20 protein-coding genes and 1 riboswitch are annotated in these 21859 nt (G+C 69.8%); of the genes, 4 read left to right on the top strand and 16 right to left on the bottom strand.

Annotation, left to right across the window (positions count from 1 at the left end; all coding sequences use genetic code 11):
* Positions 1-105 precede the first annotated feature (105 nt).
* The 5 genes from AB0M26_RS01660 to AB0M26_RS01640 form a co-directional block, all read right to left on the bottom strand.
* Positions 106-579: a septum formation initiator family protein gene (locus AB0M26_RS01660; RefSeq protein WP_365252740.1), complete on the bottom strand. Its 474-nt coding sequence runs from the start codon at positions 577-579 to the stop codon at positions 106-108.
* 128 nt (positions 580-707) lie between these two features.
* Positions 708-1994 (bottom strand): phosphopyruvate hydratase, encoded by a 1287-nt coding sequence (gene eno, locus AB0M26_RS01655; protein WP_365252736.1) that lies wholly within the window; start codon positions 1992-1994, stop codon positions 708-710.
* 237 nt (positions 1995-2231) lie between these two features.
* Entirely contained in the window at positions 2232-2882 is a 651-nt protein-coding gene (locus AB0M26_RS01650; protein ID WP_365252733.1) for a transglycosylase family protein, read from the bottom strand.
* A gap of 2 nt (positions 2883-2884) precedes the next feature.
* Positions 2885-3093: riboswitch (cyclic di-AMP (ydaO/yuaA leader) on the bottom strand.
* Positions 3094-3309: 216 nt separating this feature from the next.
* Complete coding sequence (locus AB0M26_RS01645; RefSeq protein WP_365252730.1) at positions 3310-4212, bottom strand: transglycosylase family protein; 903 nt, start codon at positions 4210-4212, stop codon at positions 3310-3312.
* Positions 4213-4327: 115 nt separating this feature from the next.
* On the bottom strand, positions 4328-5620 hold the full coding sequence (locus AB0M26_RS01640; protein ID WP_365252727.1) for a cytochrome P450: 1293 nt from the start codon (positions 5618-5620) through the stop codon (positions 4328-4330).
* A gap of 286 nt (positions 5621-5906) precedes the next feature.
* On the opposite strand from AB0M26_RS01640, the gene AB0M26_RS01635 reads away from it, so the two are divergent.
* Entirely contained in the window at positions 5907-6248 is a 342-nt protein-coding gene (locus tag AB0M26_RS01635; protein WP_365252725.1) for a chaplin, read from the top strand.
* A gap of 181 nt (positions 6249-6429) precedes the next feature.
* On the opposite strand, the gene AB0M26_RS01630 is transcribed toward AB0M26_RS01635, so the two are convergent.
* The 4 genes from AB0M26_RS01630 to AB0M26_RS01615 form a co-directional block, all read right to left on the bottom strand.
* Complete coding sequence (locus AB0M26_RS01630; RefSeq protein ID WP_365252722.1) at positions 6430-7191, bottom strand: lysoplasmalogenase; 762 nt, start codon at positions 7189-7191, stop codon at positions 6430-6432.
* A 119-nt stretch (positions 7192-7310) separates the two neighbouring features.
* Complete coding sequence (locus AB0M26_RS01625) at positions 7311-7727, bottom strand: DUF6479 family protein (protein WP_365252720.1); 417 nt, start codon at positions 7725-7727, stop codon at positions 7311-7313.
* 28 nt (positions 7728-7755) lie between these two features.
* Entirely contained in the window at positions 7756-8760 is a 1005-nt protein-coding gene (locus tag AB0M26_RS01620; RefSeq protein WP_365252717.1) for a nucleoside triphosphate pyrophosphohydrolase, read from the bottom strand.
* A 21-nt stretch (positions 8761-8781) separates the two neighbouring features.
* Positions 8782-9153 (bottom strand): helix-turn-helix domain-containing protein, encoded by a 372-nt coding sequence (locus AB0M26_RS01615; RefSeq protein ID WP_365252714.1) that lies wholly within the window; start codon positions 9151-9153, stop codon positions 8782-8784.
* Between the two features lie 171 nt (positions 9154-9324).
* Between AB0M26_RS01615 and AB0M26_RS01610 the strand changes: the two genes are divergently transcribed.
* Entirely contained in the window at positions 9325-10305 is a 981-nt protein-coding gene (locus AB0M26_RS01610) for an NADP-dependent oxidoreductase (RefSeq protein WP_365252711.1), read from the top strand.
* A 173-nt stretch (positions 10306-10478) separates the two neighbouring features.
* Here AB0M26_RS01610 and AB0M26_RS01605 read toward each other — a convergent pair whose 3' ends face one another.
* The 3 genes from AB0M26_RS01605 to mfd all read right to left on the bottom strand — a co-directional run bounded on the left by AB0M26_RS01605 (position 10479) and on the right by mfd (position 15863).
* Entirely contained in the window at positions 10479-11120 is a 642-nt protein-coding gene (locus AB0M26_RS01605; protein ID WP_365253015.1) for a SurA N-terminal domain-containing protein, read from the bottom strand.
* 165 nt (positions 11121-11285) lie between these two features.
* A complete protein-coding gene (locus AB0M26_RS01600; protein WP_365253012.1) occupies positions 11286-11954 on the bottom strand; it encodes an HNH endonuclease family protein in 669 nt (222 codons plus the stop codon).
* Between the two features lie 195 nt (positions 11955-12149).
* A complete protein-coding gene (mfd, locus tag AB0M26_RS01595) occupies positions 12150-15863 on the bottom strand; it encodes a transcription-repair coupling factor (protein ID WP_365252708.1) in 3714 nt (1237 codons plus the stop codon).
* Between the two features lie 494 nt (positions 15864-16357).
* Here mfd and AB0M26_RS01590 point away from each other — a divergent pair, with 494 nt between their 5' ends.
* Both AB0M26_RS01590 and AB0M26_RS01585 read left to right on the top strand, forming a co-directional pair.
* On the top strand, positions 16358-17473 hold the full coding sequence (locus AB0M26_RS01590; RefSeq protein ID WP_365252705.1) for a CapA family protein: 1116 nt from the start codon (positions 16358-16360) through the stop codon (positions 17471-17473).
* Positions 17473-17844, top strand: coding sequence for a hypothetical protein (locus AB0M26_RS01585; protein ID WP_365252702.1), 372 nt, complete (start codon positions 17473-17475; stop codon positions 17842-17844). Before AB0M26_RS01590 ends, AB0M26_RS01585 begins: the two co-directional genes overlap by 1 nt.
* On the opposite strand, the gene AB0M26_RS01580 is transcribed toward AB0M26_RS01585, so the two are convergent.
* From AB0M26_RS01580 to AB0M26_RS01565, 4 genes are all read right to left on the bottom strand, one after another.
* Complete coding sequence (locus tag AB0M26_RS01580) at positions 17787-18086, bottom strand: hypothetical protein (RefSeq protein WP_365252700.1); 300 nt, start codon at positions 18084-18086, stop codon at positions 17787-17789. The two genes, AB0M26_RS01585 and AB0M26_RS01580, sit on opposite strands and share 58 nt — an antisense overlap.
* A gap of 135 nt (positions 18087-18221) precedes the next feature.
* The gene (locus AB0M26_RS01575; protein WP_365252697.1) at positions 18222-19178 is read right to left on the bottom strand and encodes a hypothetical protein; all 957 of its coding nucleotides are present in this window, start codon (positions 19176-19178) and stop codon (positions 18222-18224) included.
* Between the two features lie 68 nt (positions 19179-19246).
* Positions 19247-19900 carry a hypothetical protein gene (locus AB0M26_RS01570; protein ID WP_365252694.1) on the bottom strand — a complete coding sequence of 218 codons (654 nt, stop codon included), beginning with the start codon at positions 19898-19900 and terminating at the stop codon, positions 19247-19249.
* Between the two features lie 569 nt (positions 19901-20469).
* A complete protein-coding gene (locus AB0M26_RS01565; protein WP_365252692.1) occupies positions 20470-21852 on the bottom strand; it encodes a hypothetical protein in 1383 nt (460 codons plus the stop codon).
* Positions 21853-21859 lie beyond the last annotated feature (7 nt).

Genomic DNA, 21859 nt, shown 5'->3' with positions numbered 1-21859 from the left:
CCTGCGCAGATCTCTTCGGTCGGATAGGGAAGTCGGGTACCGGGACGTGCCCGGGACGGTGAGGGAACCGCGGTCAGTAGCGGGAGTCGACCCGGTCGACCGCCGTCAGTCGCGGGAGTCGACCCGGTCGACGCCCTCCCAGAGGTTGCTGTACCAGGCGCGGTCGGCCATGCCCTGGCCCCGCGGCCTGCTGCTGTCGTACGAGCCGCCGCCGACCACGGTGTAGCCGGTCTCGCCGGGCTTGAGGAAGTGCAGATGCTCGCGGGCCTGCCGCTCGACGTACGCCGGGTCCTGCCAGCGCGCCTTCTCGTCGCGCAGCTTCTCCACGGCCCTGCGCGCCTGCTCGGCCTCGCGCTGCTGCTCGGCGATCTCCGAACGCTGGGAGACCCACTGCCGCATCGGGTAGGCCAGGGCGACGACGAGCGAGCAGACGACCAGCGCGAGGAGCGCGGCCCGGCCGGTCAGCCGGCTGCGCCGGGGGGCTCTGCGGGCCTGGGCCCGGTAGACCCGGGCGGCGGCCTGTTCGCCGAGCGCCTTGAGTCTGGTCGCGGTGGAGAACCGCTCCCGGTCCGCGCCCACGTCGCCTCCCTGCTGTCGGATACGGACGTCCCCGGCCACGGTACGGGACCGCAGCCGGGGACGGACGAAGGCCGGAGCAACCGGCCCGCGGGCTTCGTACCGCCCTCGGGACCGGTGCTCGTGCGCGGTCAGCCCTTGAAGCGCGGGAAGGCGCTGCGGCCGGCGTAGACCGCGGCGTCGTCGAGGATCTCCTCGATGCGCAGGAGCTGGTTGTACTTGGCGACGCGCTCGGAGCGGGCCGGGGCGCCGGTCTTGATCTGGCCGCAGTTGGTGGCGACGGCCAGGTCGGCGATGGTGACGTCCTCGGTCTCGCCGGAGCGGTGGGACATCATGCACTTGAAGCCGTTGCGCTGGGCGAGCTCGACGGCGTCGAGGGTCTCGGTCAGCGAACCGATCTGGTTGACCTTGACCAGCAGCGCGTTGGCGGTGTTGTTCTCGATACCGCGGGCGAGGCGCTCGGGGTTGGTGACGAACAGGTCGTCGCCGACGAGCTGGACCTTGTCACCGAGCTGCTCGGTGATGGTCTTCCAGCCGTCCCAGTCCTCCTCGTTCAGCGGGTCCTCGATGGAGACCAGCGGGTACGCGTCGACCAGTTCGGAGTAGTAGGAGGTCATCTCGGCGGCGGTACGGGTCTTGCCCTCGAACTCGTACACGCCGTCCTTGTAGAACTCGGTGGCGGCGACGTCCAGAGCGAGGGCGATGTCCTGACCGGGCTGGTACCCGGCCTTCTTGATCGCCTCGACGATCAGGTCCAGTGCCTCGCGGTTGGAGTCCAGGTTCGGGGCGAAGCCGCCCTCATCGCCGAGGCCCGTGGACAGGCCCCGCTCCTTCAGCACGGACTTCAGGGTGTGGTAGATCTCGGCGCCCCAGCGCAGCGCCTCGGAGAAGGACTCGGCGCCGATGGGCGCGATCATGAACTCCTGGATGTCCACGTTGGAGTCGGCGTGCGAGCCGCCGTTGAGGATGTTCATCATCGGGACCGGCAGCAGGTGCGCGTTCGGCCCGCCGAGGTAGCGGAAGAGCGGCAGGTCGGAGGCCTCGGAGGCGGCGTGCGCAACGGCCAGGGAGACACCGAGGATCGCGTTGGCGCCGAGGGAGGACTTGTCCGGGGTGGCATCCAGGTCGAACATCGCCTGGTCGATCAGCCGCTGCTCGGTGGCGTCGTAGCCGACCAGCTCCGGGCCGATCTGCTCGATGACGGCGAGCACGGCCTTCTCCACGCCCTTGCCGCCGTAGCGGCTCTTGTCACCGTCGCGGAGCTCGAGGGCCTCGAACGCTCCGGTGGAGGCACCGGAGGGAACGGCGGCACGACCGGTGCTGCCGTCGTCGAGGCCGACCTCGACCTCGACCGTGGGGTTGCCTCGCGAGTCGAGGATCTCGCGGGCTACGACGACGTCGATGGACGGCACGAGCATCTCCTTCTGGGATCTGACGCTGGGACGCGGGACTCGGTGAGCCCGTCGCTCGAGGACTCGGTGAGTCCGTCTCTGCGGCATGAGCCTAACCGCCCTCGGATCCTCGGCCGTTCTCTGCCCGCCCCCCGAGACGAAAAGGCCCCCAAAGGCCCGTAAAGGGGATCTTTGGGGGCCGTGGATCCGCCTGCGGTCCCGGCCGGCCCGGCCGACCCTGGGCGGGCCGGGCCGGTCACCGGGTCAGCTCAGGTGGAGACGCTGGCCGGGAAGGATCAGATCGGCCCGCTCGACGGTGTCCTTGTTCAGCTCGTAGAGCTTCTTCCAGCCGCCCTCGACGCCTTCTGCCTCGGCGATCGAGCCGAGGGTGTCACCGGGCTTGACCTCGTACGCGCCGTCGCCCTTCTTGACGGGCGTACCGGCCGGGCCTCCGCGATCGCTGCGGTCGGCGCGCGCCTCGGCACCCCCTGCGGAGGAGCGGGCGGTGTCCACGCCGGCATCCGCGCCGCCTGTGGTCAGGCCGCCGGCGCCTGCGCAGGACCAGGCACCGGGCCCCTGCAGGTCGAGCAACCTCTCGGCGGTGGCGATCTGCTGGTCCTTGGTGGCCAGGTCGGCGCGGCGTGCGTACCGGTGACCACCCGCGGCGGACCAGCTCGACGCCGAGAACTGCAGCCCGCCGTAGTAGCCGTTGCCGGTGTTGATGTGCCAGTTGCCGCCGGACTCGCACTGGGCGACCTTCTCCCAGGTTCCGACGGAGGCCGCGTTCGCCGAGTCGGCGCCGAAGAGCGGTACGGCGACCGCGGTGCCGGCGACACCGGCGAGGGCTGCGATACGGGCCATGGTGGATGGGCGGCGGTGCGCGCCCCGGGTGCCCTTGTTGCCGGAAAGCAGCATGAACATCTCCTCACCGACGCCTGCGAGGTGAGCTGTCGGGTTCGGGCTGTGAGCGGCCCGGCCCGGTGCTCGCGCACCGGGTCTTCACCCCTAGCCGTCCGGTCCTCTGTCGCGGTCCGTCCGGCACTTACCTTGGGTCCCCCGCTCCTGCCTCCGGCGCTCGCGCGTCGACTGTCCTCCGGCCACCGGCAGGATTCGGCGTGATGGTCGGCGGCGCCCGCCGTGTGGCGAGCGGTTCGACGGTAAGCACACAAGTCCCACCGGTTCAAAAACCGACATCCAGCACCAGGAGGCCCTGATTTTCCCTCTGTTGCCCTTATCCGTGCAGGTCGGGACAGGTGCGGGCGCATCAGGCGGGCGCAATAGGCGCGTTGGGCCGATGAGATGCTTCTCTCAGTCGCCGCACACTGGGGCACAGGTGCGCGAACTAGCCCTTCGATCCCCTGAGATCAAGCTTCTGACCAGGGAGAATAAGGTCCGGGTCGCTGCCGACCACGGACTCGTTGGCCTCGTACAACGCGGGCCAACCACCCGCGAGCGAGTGCTTTTCGGCGATTTCCGACAGACTGTCACCCGGTCGGACGGTGTAGTCGCCCCTCTGTCCCGCGCGGGCGGAGTCGCCGCGGGAGGCGTGACGGCCGCTCTCGCGCCCCTCACCCTCGCCCGTTCCGCGGTCCGTGCCACTCCCGGCTTCCTCGTCCGCGGGAGCGCCGCGGTGCTTGCCGGTGACGGAACCGCCGGAGGGAGCGGCCGATTCGGAGCCGCCGGGCTCCTGCTCGTAACCCCCGGACGGCGCGCCGTACCCCGTACGGTCCTCCGTGTCCTGGTCGCGCGGATCGGACCCCGAGGTCCCGGGCTCGGCGGAATCCGGGCCGGCCACGGGGGACTCGCCGGGCAGCAGGGTCCCGATCGGCCGCGACAGATCGATGCCGGGGTCGATGTCAGGGGCCTCGCCGTCGTCGGTGAGGCCGGCGTCGAGCGCGCACTGCGGCCACGCCTGGGGCCCCTTGGCGGCGAGGATCTTCTCGGCGACGGCTATCTGCTGGGAACGGCTGGCGAGGTCGGCCCGTGGCGCGTAGTCGCGGCCGCCGAACTCCTCCCAGGTGTCCTGGGTGACCTGCAGCCCGCCGAAGTAGCCATTGCCCGTGTCGGCGCTCCACAGACCGCCGCTCTCGCACTGAGCGACCCGGTCCCAGGTCTCGGTGTCCGCGGCCTGCGCACCGCCCGCCGCCAGCAGCGGCAGGGCGATCGCCGAACCCGTCACGCCAGCCGTGACGAAGATGGCCGGGGCTTGACGAGGACGGCGGTGCCGGCCGGTCGCGGAACGCATGCGGAGCCTTTCGAGCGACGGTGAAGCGGAGTGCGGCATGAAAGTAGCGAGGCCGAACCGCCGTCACAAGTCGATGTAGTGGAGATCACGCGAAGATCACATAGTTGAAACCGACTCAGTTTTGGGAGGGGATGAACTCCACCGGAAGCGTGCGCAATCCACGCATGATGAGCCCTCCGCGCCATCGCAAATCGGTAGGTTCCGCCGCGAGTCGCACGTCGGGAAGACGCCGGAAAAGCGTGGCGAGTGCGGTCTGCGCCTCCAGCCGGGCGAGCGGAGCACCCAAACAGTAGTGAATTCCGTGTCCGTAGCCGAGGTGCTGGTTGTCGCGGCGGGCGAGGTCGAGCGTGTCCGGGTCGGTGAAGCGGGCGGGATCCCGGTCGGCGGCGGCGAGGACGACGAGGACGGGGTCTCCGGTGGCGACGCGCTGCCCGCCGATGACGACAGGCTCGGTCGCGAACCGCCAGGTGGCGATCTCCACCGGACCGTCGTAGCGCAGCAGTTCCTCGACGGCGCTCGCGAGCAGTGCCTCGTCGCCCCCTACGAGGGCCCGATTGAGCAGTTCCCGCTGACCGGAGTTGCGCAGCAGTGCGTACGTGCCGTTTCCGATGAGATTGACCGTCGTCTCGAAACCGGCGAAGAGCAGGATGAACGCCATCGCCGCGGCCTCTCCCTCGGTGAGGTGCTCGCCGTGGTCGCTTGCTCGGATCAGGCCCGAGATGAGGTCGTCGCCGAGGTCGGCGCGCTTGCGGTGGATCAACTCGGCGAGGTACCAGCGCATTTTCTTCACCGAACGGGCCACCCCGCCGCGCGGACCTCCCCCGTGCCGGATCATCATCCCCGCCCAGTCGCGGAAGTCGTCCTGATCCTCCGCCGGGACGCCCAGCATGTCGCAGATCGCGTAGATGGGAAGCGGAAAAGCGAATTCATGAATGAGGTCGGCTTCACCCCGTTTCGCGAAGACATCGATGAGCCGGTCGGTCAACTCCTGGACCCGTGGGCCGAATTCGGCGACGCGGCGCGGTGTGAACGCCTTGGAGACGAGCCGCCGCAGACGGGTGTGGTCGGGCGGGTCGATGTTGAGCAGATGGGTCATCAGCTCTGCGCTGCGCTCGCCGGGAATGCCGACCTTGCCCTTGGCGTGCGCCGACCTGCCCGCTGTGCCCGCCGGCGCCTCGGTGGACGAACGCTCCTGATGGCGGGCGGGGTTCTTCGACAGCCGGGGGTCGGCCAGGGCCTGCTTGGCGTCCGCGTACCGGGTGACGAGCCATGCGCTCACCCCGCTGGGCAGCCGGGTCCAGTGCACCGGGGAGTGCTCGCGCAGCCAGGCGTACGCGGGGTAGGGGTCGGCAGCGAACTCCCAGGTGAAGAGGTCGGGCGAGGTCGGGGCGCGGTTCTCCTCGTGCACGTCACGACCGTATCCCGGCGCCCGCGGGCCGTATCCCGGCGCCCGGGCGGGCGGTCGGCGGGCCCGATGGTCCCCGGCGCCGGGCGGTCGGTCCGAGAGCCCGATGGCCCCCTCGCGAGGCGGTCGGTCCGTGGTCCCGATGGCCCCCGTCGCGAGGCGGTCGGCCCGCGGGCCCGATGGCCCCATTCGGCGTAACGGCGCGTGACCCGCCGCAGCCCCCGCGTTGTCGCGGATGCCAACTCCGCTACGGAGGTGGATGGTTCCTTCTGCAGAGGAGAGGCAGCAGATGTCACGGATGATCAGGACGATTGCGGTCACGGCCGCCGCGGGCGCCGTGGTGGCCGGTGGCGCCGGCACCGCCGCTGCCGACAGCGAGGCCAAGGGTCTGGCCGCCGGCTCCTCGGGCTACATCTCCGGCAACGTGCTCCAGATCCCGATCCACGCCCCGATCAACTTTTGCGGGAACACCATCGATGGCGACGGCGAACTCAACGCCACCTGGGGCCACACCTGCATCAACGCAGAGGTGCACGAGGCCAAGACGAAGCACCACAAGCACGGCAAGAAGCACGGCAAGAAGCACGAGAAGAAGCACCACAAGAAGTGGGACAAGAAGAAGCACCACTGACCAGAGACTCCGCGCAGGTGGTGAGCCACGGCTCGGCCCTCCCTCCCCGCCCACCACCTCCTGCACCGGAAACCGGTGGCCTCCCGCGACGACGCGGGAGGCCACCGGCCTGTTTGCGGTCCGGATTTACGAGCCGCCCTCCGCCGGGAGGCCCGGCCCGGAGCGCGGCGGTACGGCCGGGCTACGCCGTGACGGCGCGCCGCGAATCCGTGTGCTCCAGCCACCCCGACGTGATCAGGTACTGGCCGAGGAGGTAGCCCGCCATGACGAGGACCTCGTGGGCCTGCCGTGAGGGCAGCTCGTAACCCGCGGCCTGAAGGCCGATCAGCAGGTCCGACGCGAGGAAGCAACCGGCCCCCGCGGCGACCTTGCCTCCCACCCCGAGCGCGGCGGCGCCCATGACGGTCAGCGCGAGGCTGTACCCGGCGACGGGCAGACGGAGCCGCGCGTCCAATGAGGGGGCCAGCACCGCGTTGATCGCAGCCCAGCCGGCCAGGCAGCCGAGTGCCGGCAGCGGCTTCCTGACGACGCCCCGGAGCGCACCGAGCCGGGAGTAGCCGGCGGTGTAGCTGACCTGTGTGCCGAGGAAAGCCGCCATGCCGAGAAAGAAGGCGGATTCGTGCTTGTCGAAAAGGAGCGCGGTGTCGCCCGCCGCCGCAAAGGCGAGCCCGGCGACCAGCGCCTTGGGAACGGGTTCGGACGCGTCGTTGCGGCGGCGCAGTACGTGCCCCGCGAGCGCGGGCATCAGCAGAGGCTTCGCGGCCCTGCGCAGTCCGCGCGGATTGCGGGCCACGGCGGCCACGTCGGCGACTGCCAGCGCCCCGAACGCGGCGAGTGCGCCACGCCCGTGCCCATCCGGCCGTGCCAGCCGTGACACGGCTCCTCCTGCCGCTTCGAGCATGCGCTTCCTGCCGTATCCGCTGCGCTGTCCGGTGATCACCATGCCGGGCAGTCTTCCGAGGCCGGTGACGCCCCGTCAACGTCCGGGCACTGTGACGTCCCGCTCGCCCGCGGTTCCCGAGTAGTGCCCGGCTACCGCGTCCGGCGGGGCCCGGGGCGGCGTCAGCCCGTGCCATGGCCACTGCCTCCGCGGTCCCACCTGCGCCCTTCGGGCTCGCCTTCGTCCGCGGCCGACTCGGAGGGGGTGTTGTCGAACTCGTACGGCATGTGGCGCACCCCGTTGTGCGGGACGTCGTGAGGCCTGCGGCGCTCGTGGAAGTCCGTGCGCGGGCGCGCGAGGTCCTGGTGGCCCGGCCCGTGGTTGGTGGGCGGGGCCCCCGACTCGTGCTCCTCGTGCGTGCCCCACGCGCCGCCCCGCGGCTGCGGATCCTTGGGCGGAGCCGGCTCGCGGGAACGCACCCGCAGGCCGAGCATCACCGCTCCGACCAGCAGGATCACCACGACGACCCCGACGACCAGGGGCCCGATCCCGACGAGGTAGTCGCGCCGCGCGGCGAATTCCATGGTCAGCTCGAACATGGATCCCGGGTACCCGGGTCGAGGGAAGTCAGTCGGTTCCTTCGGCTGTACGGATGGCGTCGCGGTAGGCCCGGGCAGCGGCGCGCAGCGCGGACTCGGGGTCCGTGCCCTCGGCCTCGGACCGTACCGCGAGGGCGAGCAGTTGCTCGCCAACGTCTCCCCCGCCAGGCGACGCGGGCAGGCCGACCTCCAGGCCCGCCGTCCGCACGCGGGCGGCGAGCTTGGCGGCGAGCGCCAGCGCGGGCTGGCCCAGCGGGATGCCGTCGGTGACGGACTCGCGCTGTTTCTCGGTGGCCTTGGTGCGCAGCCAGTGCGCCTTCACGTCCTCCGAGGTCTGCGCCGTCTCGGTGCCGAAGACATGAGGGTGCCGGTGGATGAGCTTCTCGACGATGGTGGCCGCCACGTCGTCGATCGAGAACGGCTCGTCCGGGTCCTCCTCGGCGATACGGGCGTGGAAGACCACCTGCAGCAGCACGTCCCCCAGCTCCTCGCGCAGCTCGTGCCGGTCGCCGGCCTCGATGGCCTCGACGAGCTCGTACGCCTCCTCGATCCCGTACTTGGCCAGGCCCTCGTGGGTCTGGGTGCTGCTCCACGGGCAGGCGACGCGGATGGTGTCCATGACCTGGACGAGGTCCAGCAGGCGGGCGCCGGGCAGATCGTACGACGCGGGCAGCAGCTCCAGGTCCGGCATCCGCTCCCGGCCCGAACCGGCCAACCCGGCCAGCCCGTCGGTGAGTTGCGGATCGCTCTCGCCGGAGGGGATGACGACGACGGTGCGGCCGCCGACGCAGTCGTCGACCAGGTCGCGTGCGGACGGCGCCGCGTGCTCGATGGTCAGCCCGGCCTCGTGCAGATAGGGGAGCTGGGGGTGGTCCGGGTCGGCGCACACGATGCGGTCGGCGCCGCGCAGCATCTGCCATGCGGGCCAGGAGAGCAGGCCCGGGGCGACCCGGTGGCTGGTAGTGAGGAGGACGATGCGGCCGGCGGACTCCGCGGGTCCGCCGTCGCCGTTCACGGGTGGGCTTACGTTCACGGGTCGAACGTAACCCACCCGTCAGGCCCCCTGGAGCGACCTGATGTCGTCGATGTGGTCCTCGACCCAGCTCCGCACATGGCCGAGCGGTACGGCGACGCTGCGGCCGAGGTCCGTCAGCCCGTACTCGACGTGCAGGGGTACGGCGGGGTAGATCGTGCGGTCGACGAAGCCGTGGTCCTCCAGGCGGCGCAGGGTGCGCGTGAGCACCTTGGGGCTGATGCCCTGCAGCCGCCGCTGGAGCGCCCCGAACCGCTGCGGTCCGTCCTCCATCGCGCCGATGGCCAGCGCCGCCCACTTGTTGGCGAGCAGCTCGAGCACGAACCGGCAGGGGCACTGGTCGGCGTAGACGTCGTGGACCTCGTGCCGGCCCGTGGTGCAGTCGGTGGTCATGGCGGCTCCGCGCCTTTCGTTCCGCAGGTCTTGTCCTGAATCCTTCGAAGTGCTTTCCAAAAGATAGTAGACACCCTTGCGGGTAACTACGCCCATGAGGATACGTTCCTCGCCTACCGGCCGGACATTCCGTCCACGGCCGTCCACACCCCCTTGATCAGGAGATGCGTGATGAGCAACGCCCAGACGTCCCCGGCCATGCGCGCGGTCGTCCAGGACACCCTCGGCGGGCCGGAGGTCCTGCGTGTGGCCGAGGTGCCGCGGCCGGAGCCGCTGCCGACCGAAGTGCTGGTGCGCGTCCACGCCGCCGGGGTCAACCCGGTCGACTGGAAGACCCGGCAGGGCGGAGGGATGGCCGGGGTGCTGGGCGAGCCCCCGTACATCCTGGGCTGGGACGTCTCCGGTGTCGTCGAGCGCGTGGGCTTCGGCGTGCACACCCTGAAGGAGGGCGACGAGGTCTACGGGATGCCGTGGTTCCCGCGCCAGGCCGGGGCGTACGCGGAGTATGTGACCGCGCCCTCACGGCAGTTCGCCCGCAAGCCCGCCTCGCTCGGCCACCCCGAGGCCGCCGCCGTTCCGCTGGCGGCGCTCACGGCCTGGCAGGCGCTCACGGACACGGCCGGGCTGGAGAAGGGGCAGCGCGTGCTGATCCACGCGGCGGCGGGCGGCGTCGGCCACTTCGCCGTCCAGTTCGCCAAGCACCTGGGCGCTCATGTCATCGGGACGGCGCGCGAGGCCAAGCACGACTGGCTGCGCACGCTGGGCGCCGACGAACTGATCGACTACACCGCAGTCCGCTTCGAGGACGAGGTGGGCGACGTCGATGTCGTTCTCGACCTGATCGGCGACGGCCAGGACCGTACGAGCACCCGTTCGCTGGGGACGCTCCGGCCCGGCGGCATTCTCGTGGCCGTCCCCTCGGGCGTCGCGCCCGAGTTGGAGGAGGCGGCGGGGGCGCGGGGCGTACGGGCGAGCGCCTACCTCGTGGAGCCCGACGGCCCGGCGCTGGCGCGGATCGGTGAGCTGATCGACGCGGGCGCGGTGAGCGTGGAGGTCGAGGACGTGCTTCCGCTGGATCAGGCCGCCGAGGCCCACCGGCGCGGCGAGGAGGGCCGAACGCGGGGCAAGCTCGTGCTCGACGTCACATCCTGATCACCTGCTGATCGCCCTGCCTGCGGGCCGGGGCGTGTCCTGACCGGACGCGGCCCGGCCCCGGGGGCCTGAGCCCGGAGCCCGGCCGGCGGACGGAAGGACACGGGCACCGGGCCGGCGGCCGGGGTCCGGGGTCCGGGGTCCAGGGTCCAGGGCTCCGCGCCGCCCCGGCCTCAGGCCTGGCTCTTCTCCTTCGGCGCCGCCCGCAGCCAGGGTGTCTTCGCATCACCGAGCTGCACCTTCTTGCTGTCCCAGGCGCCGAAGCGCGGATTCACCTCGACCCCCAGCTCCCTGGAGGCCGCGCCCAACGCGGTCACGAGCTTCTGCACGCCCTGCGGGCTGTTGCGGTCGGCGCCGAGCGCCTGCGCGAGCTTGTCCATGGCCACCTGGTTGTGGATCGCCTCGTCGACCTGGCCGGGCGCGATGGCGTACTGCTGCAGCCACTGGGCGTTCAGCCGGTCCTCGCTGCCCGCCTGCTTCACCATCTCGGCCCGCGCCTTCTGCACGTCACCGCGGCTGACGGTCACTCCCGCGTCCTCGGCGGCCCGATTCAGCACCCGGTTGAAGATCATGCTTCCGAGGGTGGCGCGGGTGAGCTGACCGCTGTTCTGGATGAGCTGGGCGGGTTGGGCGGAGCCGCGCTGCGCCACCCGTACGTCCTCCACCTGCGCCTGGAGCTGGGAGAGGGTGATCCGCTCCCCGTCGACCACGGCCGCCGAGCCCGGGTGCGGGGCACTGCCGCAGGCGGCGAGCAGTGGCGACGCGGAGAGCAGGGCGACAGCGGAGACGGAGAGCGCGGTCCTGCGGCGGATCAGGCGGATCAAGTGAGCCTCCCGGCGGGGAACGTGCGGGCGTGCGACGGCTGTGGCGGTGGCCTGGCGGTGATCGACGAGCTTCGGCGTGCTGATCGATCGTAGGGAGTCCGCGTGGCCCGGGCCACTGATTCGGACAACGATTCGTACCCGACTTCGGATACGCGGTCATCTCGCGGTAAAGCGGGCAGGTGCCTCCGTAGGGGTGCCGCCGGTCGGCAGGCGCTGGTGCCGGCAGCCCGCCAGCACGCGCCGCATCGCGTCCCGCTCCGCCTTCGTCACCCACAGCCCGTACTTCTTCTTCACGGCGACCTGCCCGGCGACATAGGTGCAGCGGAACGCCTTGTTCGGCGGAAGCCAGGTCGCCGTGTCACCGTCGCCCTTGCTGCGGTTGGTGCTCGCGTCGACGGCGAGGAGGTTGAGCGGGTCGTTGGCGAACGCGATGCGCTTGCCCGGCTTCCACCGCCCCGCGCCCTTCTGCCAGGCGTCGGCCAGCGAGACGAGATGGTCGATGTCGACTTCGCTGGGCCCGCCCCGCTCGAACTCCACCCGCTTGCCGGTGTACGGGTCCGGGGCCAGCACACCGGAGGCCACCTCGCAGGCCGCGTCGGCGTGGGTCACCTCGCTCAGGTCCCGACCGAGGATGTCGTCGCGGGTCGGGCACCGGTTGCTGTCGGTGTCGGCCCACGGCGAGCCGAACCGTTCACGCGCGTAACCGGTCTTCGGCGCACGTCCCTTGACGGGCAACCGCTCGACGGCTTTCAGCGCCGGGCCTCCCTGCCCGAGCGGCGCCGGGCGTTCCACCCCCGGCCCCGGGCCCTTCTCGTCGTGCGGCATGCATCCGGTGCCGGCCAGGAGTCCGGCGAGCACGGTGACCAGAGCGGCGCGGGCGGGAAGCGAGGACCGTATCAAGGCGGTGTGTCCCGTCGGGGATCGGAAGAAGCCGTCCGGGCCCGCAGGGGCCCGGACGCATCGTAGGCCGGGGGCCCGGACGCATCGTAGGCCGGGGCCCGGCCGCCTCAATGCCCGCCCTCAGCCGAGGACCGTGGTCAGGAACTCCCCCGTCCACGCCAGCAGTTCGCGGCCGATCAGCGGCTTGCCGCCGATACGGGCCGTGCCCGGGCGCGGCACCAGTACCTGCTTCGTCGCCGGCTTGAGGATCGCGCGCGGATGGAGGCGCTTGAGGCGCAGCTCCTGCGACTCGCGCAACTCCACTGGCGAGAAGCGGATGTTGGAGCCCTGGAGGGTGATGTCGGAGACGCCGCAGGCGCGGGCGAGCAGGCGCAGTCCTGCCACCAGGAGCAGATTCTCCACGGGCTCCGGCAGTTTGCCGTACCGGTCGACCAACTCCTCCCGCACCGCTGTGATGTCGTCCTCGGAGCTCGCGGAGGCGATCGCGCGGTACGCCTGGAGGCGCAGCCGCTCACCCGGCGCGTAGTCGTGCGGCACGTGCGCGTCGACCGGCAGCTCGATCTTGACCTCCAGCGGAGGTTCCTCCTCGACGCCGCCCTCCAGACCGGCGCGGTAGTCGGCGACGGCTTCGCCCACCATCCGTACGTACAGGTCGAATCCGACGCCCGCGATGTGGCCGGACTGCTCGCCGCCGAGCAGATTGCCCGCGCCGCGGATCTCCAGGTCCTTCATCGCCACATACATGCCCGCGCCCATCTCGGTGTGCTGTGCGATGGTCGCCAGGCGCTCGTGGGCGGTCTCGGTCAGCGGCTTCTCCGGCGGGTAGAGGAAGTACGCGTAACCGCGCTCGCGGCCCCGGCCGACGCGGCCGCGGAGCTGGTGGAGCTGGGAGAGGCCGAAGTTGTCGCCGCGCTCGACGATGAGGGTGTTGGCATTCGAGATGTCGATGCCGGACTCGACGATGGTCGTGGAGACCAGAACGTCGAACTTCTTCTCCCAGAAGTCGACCACGACCTGCTCCAGCGAGGACTCCGACATCTGCCCGTGGGCCGTGGCGATCCGGGCCTCGGGCACGATCTCGCGCAGCCTGGCGGCGGCGCGGTCGATGGACTCGACGCGGTTGTGGATGTAGAAGACCTGGCCCTCGCGCAGGAGTTCACGGCGGACGGCCGCGCCGATCTGCTTCTCCTCGTACGGTCCGACGAAGGTCAGCACCGGGTGGCGCTCCTCGGGCGGGGTGGTGATCGTCGACATCTCGCGGATGCCGGTGACAGCCATCTCCAGCGTGCGGGGGATCGGGGTCGCGGACATGGTCAGCACGTCCACATTGGCGCGGAGCTTCTTGAGCTGCTCCTTGTGCTCCACCCCGAACCGCTGCTCCTCGTCGACGACGACCAGGCCCAGGTCCTTGAACTTGGTCTCGGACGCGAAGAGGCGGTGCGTGCCGATGACGACGTCCACCGAGCCCTCCCGCAGTCCGTCGAGGACCGCCTTCGCCTCGGCGTCGCTCTGGAACCGGGACAACGCCTTGACCACGACCGGGAATTGGGAGTAGCGCTCGGAGAACGTCGCGAAGTGCTGCTGCACCAGCAGGGTGGTCGGGACGAGGACGGCGACCTGCTTGCCGTCCTGGACCGCCTTGAATGCGGCGCGCACGGCGATCTCGGTCTTGCCGTAGCCGACGTCGCCGCAGATCAGCCGGTCCATCGGGACCGACTTCTCCATGTCCTCCTTGACCTCGGCGATGGTGGTGAGCTGGTCGGGCGTCTCGGCGTACGGGAACGCGTCCTCCAGCTCCCGCTGCCACGGGCTGTCCGCGCCGAAGGTGTGGCCGGGGGCGGCCATGCGCGCCGAGTAGAGCCTGATCAGATCGGCGGCGATCTCCTTGACGGCCTTCTTGGCGCGCGCCTTGGTCTTGGTCCAGTCGGCGCCTCCTAGGCGGTGCAGCGTCGGCGCCTCGCCTCCGGCGTACTTGGTGATCTGCTCGAGCTGGTCGGTCGGGATGTAGAGCCGGTCGCCCGGCTGGCCGCGTTTGGCCGGGGCGTACTCGACGACCAGGTACTCGCGGGTGGCGCCCTGGACGGTGCGCTGCACCATCTCGACGTACCGGCCTACACCGTGCTGTTCGTGGACGATGTAGTCGCCGGCGAGCAGGGTCAGCGGATCGATGGTCTTGCGGCGGCGCGCCGGCATGCGCGCCGCGTCCCGCCCGGCGGCCTTCTGACCGGACAGGTCGGTCTCGGTGAGGACGGCGAGCTTCAGGCCGTGGTCGACGAAGCCGAAGTCGATCGAGCCGCAGGCCACGTGGACGACGCCGGGGGTGATGGCGTCGAGATCCGCCTCCAGTCGGGCGGCGATGTCCTCACCGCCGAGCACCTCGACCGTACGGGCCGCCGGGCCGTGGCCCTCGGTGACGTAGACCGTGCGCCAACTGTCGGCCAGCCAGCCCTTGGTGTCGGCCAGGGCGCGGGCGGTGTCGCCGCGGTAGCTCTCGGGGGCACGCATACCGAGCCGGAGGACGTCGCCGTCGGTCTCCTCGAGCGCGCCGGACTCCTCCAGGTGCATGTCGGTGACGAACGGGCTGACCGTCCACCACATCATGCCGAGTTCGCGCGCCCGCTCCCGTACGTCCGCGATACCCCACAGGGACGCGGCGCCGACATCGATGGGCGCCTTTCCTCCCCCGGCCGACGCGGCCCAGGAGGCATGCAGGAACTCCTGGGAGGTCGCGACGAGATCGGCGGCGCGGGTGCGTACGCGCTCCGGGTCGCAGACCACGACCATGCTCCCCTCGGGGAGGACGTCGAGCAGCAGTTCCATGGAGTCGACGAGCACGGGCGCCAGGGACTCCATGCCCTCGACCGCGATGCCCTCCGCGATCTTCCCCAGCAGCTCGCCGAGTTCGGGGTGCTGCTCGGCCAGTGCGGCGGCCCGCTGCCGTACGTCCTCGGTGAGCAGCAGTTCGCGGCAGGGCGGTGCCCACAGGCCGTGCTCGGCGACTTCGAGGGAGCGCTGGTCGGCGACCTTGAAGTAGCGGATCTCCTCGATGTCGTCGCCCCAGAACTCGACGCGGAGCGGGTGCTCCTCAGTGGGCGGGAAGACATCGAGGATGCCGCCGCGCACGGCGAACTCGCCACGCTTCTCGACCAGTTCGACGCGGGAGTAGGCTGCGGCCGCCAGGGCGTCCACGACCTCCTCCAGGTCGGCGGTGCCGCCGGTGCGCAGCGCGACCGGCTCCAGATCGCCCAGGCCCTCGACCTGCGGCTGGAGCACGGAACGGATGGGTGCGACGACGACACTGACCGGGCCGGCGGACGGGTCGTCCGCGGAGGGGTGGGCGAGCCGGCGCAGCACGGCGAGGCGGCGGCCGACGGTGTCGGAGCGGGGGGAGAGCCGTTCGTGGGGCAGCGTCTCCCAGGACGGGTACTCGACGACGCTGTCCGGGGGCATAAGCGACCTCAGTGCGGCGGCGAGGTCCTCGGCCTCGCGGCCGGTGGCGGTCACGGCGAGGACGGCACGGCCGGCGCGGCCGCCGCGGCCGGTGACCGTCCGGCCGGTGACCGTCCGGGTGGAGGCGGTGACGGCGCCGGGGCCGTCGGTGCCCGTCCGGGCGGCTTCGGTACTGGTCACGGCGGCGCCGGTGCTCGTCACGGCGGCGCCGGTGACGGCATGCCCCGCTCCCTGTGCGCGGGCGAGGGCGGCGATGGCGAAGGGACGGGCGGCGGGCGGACCGACGAGGTCGACGTGGGGGCGGTTGCCGTCCGCCGCGGCCTTCACCGCTTCGGCGAGCGCGGGATCGTTGACGACGGCGTCGAGCAGACCGTGCAGGCTCATGAAGGCTGTTTCCGTCCCGGGTGATCACTTGAGGACAACGCGAATCGCCCGACACGTGCAACGGGCCGGGGTGGTCCAGCGTACGTCGCCCCGCCGACAACCGGCGGGGAGTCCCGGATGCGGGACGAGGAGGGCAGCGGAAGGCGGGAATCAACCGGTGGGGCGTGGGCCCCGCTGGAAGCGGTGCCGGGCGGCGCCGGGCGACTCCCAGGGCAAGCCGCCCACGACAGTCGACGGGCATCGACGGTGTGACGGGCGGACACACGTCGGCCACAACACGTAGATGGGCGGCAACGCGCGGCGACCCATAGACGGGCGGCCCACGCGAGCCGACCACAACACATGGACCGGCGCCCCCCTGCCGACCACAACACGTAGACGGGCGGACACCGACCGGCCACATCAAGTAACGGAGACAAGCCTGCGGGACGGCACATTCCGTCACCGCCATGAACCAGTACAAGACGGGCGGCGCCTCGTCCTAGCGTGGAAGCATGCGGGAAGACCCCGTGACGCTCTCCCTCTGCGGCGACGTGATGCTCGGCCGCGGCGTCGACGCCATCCTCCCGTGCCCTGGCGACCCCGGGCTCCGCGAACCGTACATCCGGGACGCGCGCGCCTATGTCGCTCTGGCGGAGGCGGCGAGCGGCCAGGTTCCGCATCCGGCGGACTTCGCCTGGCCGTGGGGCGAAGCCCTGCGGGTGCTCGACGAGACGGCACCGGACGTACGGGTGGTGAATCTCGAGACAAGCATCACGCAGAGTGATGACTTCGCTCCAGGAAAGGAGGTCCACTACCGTCTGAATCCCGCCAATCTGCCCTGTCTGGCAGCCGTCCGCCCGGACGTGTGCGTGCTGGCGAACAACCACGTCCTGGACTTCGGCGAGGCCGGGCTCGAGGAGACGCTCGACGCCCTGGCCGGGGCGGGGCTGCGGGCGGTCGGGGCCGGCCGGAACGCGGACGAGGCGGACCGCCCTGCCGTCGTCGACCTCGGCGGCGGCAGGCGCGTTCTGGTCTTCTCGTTCGGGATGCCGTCGAGCGGGATCCCCCGCCGCTGGGCGGCGACGGCGGACCGCCCGGGGGTCGGCTTCGTCCCCGGGCCCTCGTACGCGTGCGCGGCCGAAGTCACCGACCGCATACGGCAGATCAAGCGGCCGGGGGACGTCGTCGTCGTCTCGGTCCACTGGGGCCCCAACTGGGGCTACGACGTCTCGCGCGACGAGGTCGTCTTCGCGCACGCGCTGATCGACGGCGGCGTCGACATCGTGCACGGCCACTCCTCGCACCATCCACGCCCCGTGGAGCTCTACCGCGACAAGCTCGTCCTCTACGGCTGCGGCGACTTCATCGACGACTACGAGGGCATCACCGGCCACGAGGAGTTCCGCGACGACCTGCGGCTGCTCTGGTTCGTCACGGTCGACCCGGACAGCGGCCGGCTTACCGGCGCCCGGATCGTGCCCCTCCAGGCCCACCGGATGCGCCTCCGTCCGGCCGCGCGCCAGGACTGCGCCTGGCTGTGCGATCTCCTGGACAGGATGAGCGACGGCGCGGAGGTCCATGTGATCCCCGGGCCGGGCGGAGCCTCGATGGCCCTGGAGCGCGTGTGATGGCCGCGAGCGCGCGCGATCGACCGCGCGATCAACCGCACGCGCGCAGGAGTCCTGCGCCGCCCGCTGCTTCACCGGAGCGGCTGGTCCGTGCCGTGCTGGCCATCGGCGTCCGCGGCAGGCGCGTGCTGGAGGCCCTGCGGACGACACCGCGTACGCGCTTCGTGCCCACCGCCCACGCCGCCGCGGCGTACACCGACGCTCCGCTCCCGATCGGGCGTGGCCAGGTCACGACGCAGCCGTCACTGTCGGCGCTGATGATCGAAGGCCTCGAACTCACGGGGACCGAGCACGTCCTGGAGATCGGCACGGGCTACGGCTTCCAGACGGCGCTGCTCGCCCGTCCGGCGGGAGATGTCGTGACCCGGTAGCTGTCCTTGCTCTCCTTGACGATCTTCATGAGGTCTTCCGTCTGTTCACCGATCTGCTCGGCCCCGTACTTCCAGTCGTTCTGGAACTGCTCGCACGCCAGGTCGAGGTCATCGGTTCCGAGGCCGGTCACCGTCGCATCGTTCAGCGCCTTGCGCAGGCCTTTCATTGACTCCGTCGACTTCTTCAACAGCCTCATGAAGTGAGCGAGTTCGTCGCCGTCGACGGCCAATCGCTCCGCCACTGGTCCCTCACTATCGTCGTTTGCCACTCCGCCGGCCGACAGGGCCCCCAGAATTCACCGCCAGGCCCACAGCCCCCGCGCAATCACGTCCACGAGCCCCGGGGCGCCGGCGCCTGTAGGCGAACGCGGTGGGGGTCAGCGATTGATGACATGGATTTCGTTCACTACGCCGCGCGTGGTCTTGGAGGTGCCATCAGGGAGGTGACCGTGGGCTGCGTCAGCTCCCTCCCAGGAGATCACCCACGTCACCGCGGCGTGCATGGGGTACGGATCCCCCTGCGTCGCCCGCAGGTAGGTGATCCCGCACGGCGGGAACGTGTGGGCTTCGCCGCGCCTGTACGGGGTGCCGATGCTGCCATCATCGTTGATCTTGCACTCACCACTGGCGGGGTGCGTCTGAGCCTCATCAGTACCAGGATCCAGGTGAAGGCCTACCGGCCGAGCCGTCGTCTCCGCCCACAAACCCGTGCCTGGCAGCTCGGCACGGACCTTGGTCTCCTTGAACGTACCCCTGCCCAGCCAAATCCAGGTCGGAAGATTGACCGTCTGCCTCCCGTCCGGATTCATCGTGACATCGGCGCTCGGAAACCTGGTCTGGTCGTAGGCAAGCTGGGCGAGGGTCCCCGTGTCGATGGCTTGCGGTTCATTGGGAGCCTTGCCGTTGTCGACCCAGAACGCCGGCTTGTTGCAAGACCTCGCCCGCGGATCGTCCTTCATCTCGGGATTGGCGACACCGATCCACCACATCCCCCTGCCCTGCTTGCCGACGTTGAAATTCTTGTACGGCTCGCCGTTCTTGTAGCGGTCCTCCATCTCGCGATTGCCGGGAGCTTCAGCACCGGCGATCTTTGCGGCGGCTTCTGCTACGGACCACTGGGATTCATTGACCGACTTGAACTGCTTCGCGGTCCAGTACGGCTCATACCAGCACGGAGGCGAGGTCGAGTCGTAGTCCACCGAGGTGATCGCCCCGCCATCGGTCCGCTTCTCTCCGGCGACCTTGAATGTCACGCGAGAGGCAAACGATGACCCGTTGGACTGCCCACCCTGGTCGACGGCGCCCTTGTCCACGGGCACCTTCTCGGAAGCCATCGCTCCGTGGGCAGGGACAAGAGGCGCGCTCGCCGTGGCAACGCAGACAAGGAGTACTGTGCGACGCTTCACTGTATGCACTCCTTGGCAGGAACCGTGACTGCCACCTCGGACACCTTCCAGACGCCCTCGGCGTCCTTCTTCATCCCCATGTTGTAGAGAACAAGGTTCTCTTCGCTCTTGGGATCCGTCCTGTGCACCTTCTTGGTCTTCAGATCCTTGCTGAACAGCTTCGTCTGGTCTCGGCACGTGACCAGAGCGGCGGAATCCTTGCCGAAGACGGCGACTTGCCCCTTGAAGTACCGATCGGATCCCGTCGGTGCGAAACCACCCTCGATGTTCGACTTGATCTGCTCAACGGCGTACGACAGTCCTTGGCCGGTCGAGTAGAATGAGTAGGCCGGGTCCTTGAGGTTGTGATTCGCACTGGCACGCTTGAGCCCGCGGAAGAACTGTTCCGCATCCGCGAAGACCGCGTCGGAGGACGGCTTTCCTGTCCCGCTCCACTCGAAGGTCATGTCCAGCCCCGCGGGCAGTCCCGTTTCGGGGCGCTTGCCATCCGCAGGTGCGGACGCACTTGGAGTTCTGGAAGCCCTTGAGGTTTCGGCGTCGGCGATTCCGTCGTCCTCCGCCTTGCTCTCACCGTCACCGCATGCGGTCAACAGCGCGGCGGCCAGTGCGGCGAGCAACACTGCCGTGACGGGCAGGCTTCGGGCAGTCACAACTTCCCCTCCAATACGCGACACAGGGAGGCCAAACGCTACTGGAGCTCGCTGACAGCTCTGCGACCATGTCAACTCAATCCGTAACTATCGGGAGTGTTGCACCCGGTCCGGTCAGCCTGGTCCGGACGCGACCAGTGAAGCGACCATCCGCCGGCACCAAGTGACGAGCCCCCGGGGCCGCTCGGATCGAGCGGCCCCGGGGGCTGGGCTCATCATCGTGCGCGCCGCGCCGGCGGCGGCTCCGTCACCAGTCGTTGGGCCCGGGGGCGGCCGTTTGTCTCGTTCGGCAGTTCCAAGACCGGGGAACCCTTCGCTGGACCCCTGCTCTCGGGCTCGAGACTGTCAGCAGGCGTCTTCCTTGGCAGCAGCGGCCGTGCAGGCAAGGCAGACACAGCAAGAGCACCCCGGTACTACTCACTTCGAGCGGTACCGGGGTGCTCCGCATCGCTGCGATGGCCGCGGATTCCAGGCGGCGGGGTGCCGATGACGCAACAGGCCAATCCCGCGGATGGTTCGACAGTAAGGCCAGTCTGTTCTCCACACCGAAGCCGTATTCGCGCTTTCCCTCAGCCCAACACGCGAACTCCAGTCTGGGCAAGTTCTTCGAGGAAATTGCGAGGTTGCGGTGTGCGCATCTCTATCGCCTGCCCGGACTCCAGGAACAAGTCGACGGATCCTGTGAGCCAAGCAACTCCGGAAGGAATGAACGCTGCCCCCACCAGATCACTCAGGGGCAATTGCAAGTCGGAGCCGTCCACGCCACGCAGTTTGAGTGTCCCCCCGGTCAGGACAACTGCACCCGTACGGGAGGGACCTTGGTCCCAGCTATCTGCACTACCGAGGCTTTGACCATCCTGATTCAGTCCATACCTCACGGGCCGTACCGCAGGGGCGCCGTCAAACGCGGATGCGAGCCGTTCCGCCGCTTCGCGCATGGCCCGTCTTTCGCCTTGCCACCTCACGAAGACAACGGGCACGCCAAGGAAGCCGATGGCCAAAGCGATTGAGGCAATGACAACGAAGCCGCCTGCGATCCTCGGGCGAGCGGTGACATAAATGAGCGCCACCACAAGTGTAGGGGAGAGGAGCAGCGCGTAAAGGCCCGCGGGGTGGAGTCCTTGCGCCACAGTGGACGGAGACTGACCAGCCGATAGCTGAGTCCGCTGCTGCCACCGCCTGCGCTCCTTGCTGCGGATGACCTGCTCGGCAGCGGCCCATCGATACCTGGTTCGGTACTTGACGATCACGCTCCAGGCCAGGACGGCAGCCATGAGGAGACTCAGAACCCATCCCACTTTATTCGGTTCAGCACTGTCGTCACCAAAAACAATGATTGGTATGGCAATGGCAGCAATGATCACGAGAACCGCTGCGTTGAAGAAGCGGCTGTGCGGGTATCCGCGGGAGCCATAGCGGTTGGGAAATTCATGTGAACCTGCAGGGGACGATGCCGGCATACCTGCCTGCTGCCGGTCGTGTGCCAGCGCAAGACCTTCGGCGATGGCGCCCGGTGGCAGAGCCCGTGCTGGAGCGGACCGATCCACCTTGAACCAATCCCGGATGAGCTGCCAACGCTGGACCGCCCGCTCATGAGCGGAGCGCAGTACGAGCACCGGCAGCACGCCGAAAACAGCCAGCACGACGACAGTAAAAGCTGCGGCAGTGGCAATAGAGGTGGCATCAGCGGTAGCCGCAGTGATGGCATTGATCAATACCACCGGGACGACAAAAGCGCAGATCACCATCGCCGCCTGGCAGACCAGGAAGGCAAGGCCCCTGGCTCGTGACAAGTCCTCATCAACCAACGCGTCCAGGGCATCCTTCCGTTGCCTCAACAGGGTGGCTCGATCCGGGTAGGCATCGGCCGATTGAGGTCCGGTCGGAAGGGCCGCGCGTTGAAACCGGGAGGCTCCCCTGCTGGTGCTGGATGGCCCGCCGTTGGTGGTCATTTTTGAT

This window comes from Streptomyces sp. NPDC051776, from assembly GCF_040681345.1.
GTDB lineage: Bacteria > Actinomycetota > Actinomycetes > Streptomycetales > Streptomycetaceae > Streptomyces.
The sequence above is the reverse complement of the archived record's forward strand: the minus strand, read 5'-3'. Positions and strand labels throughout refer to the sequence as shown.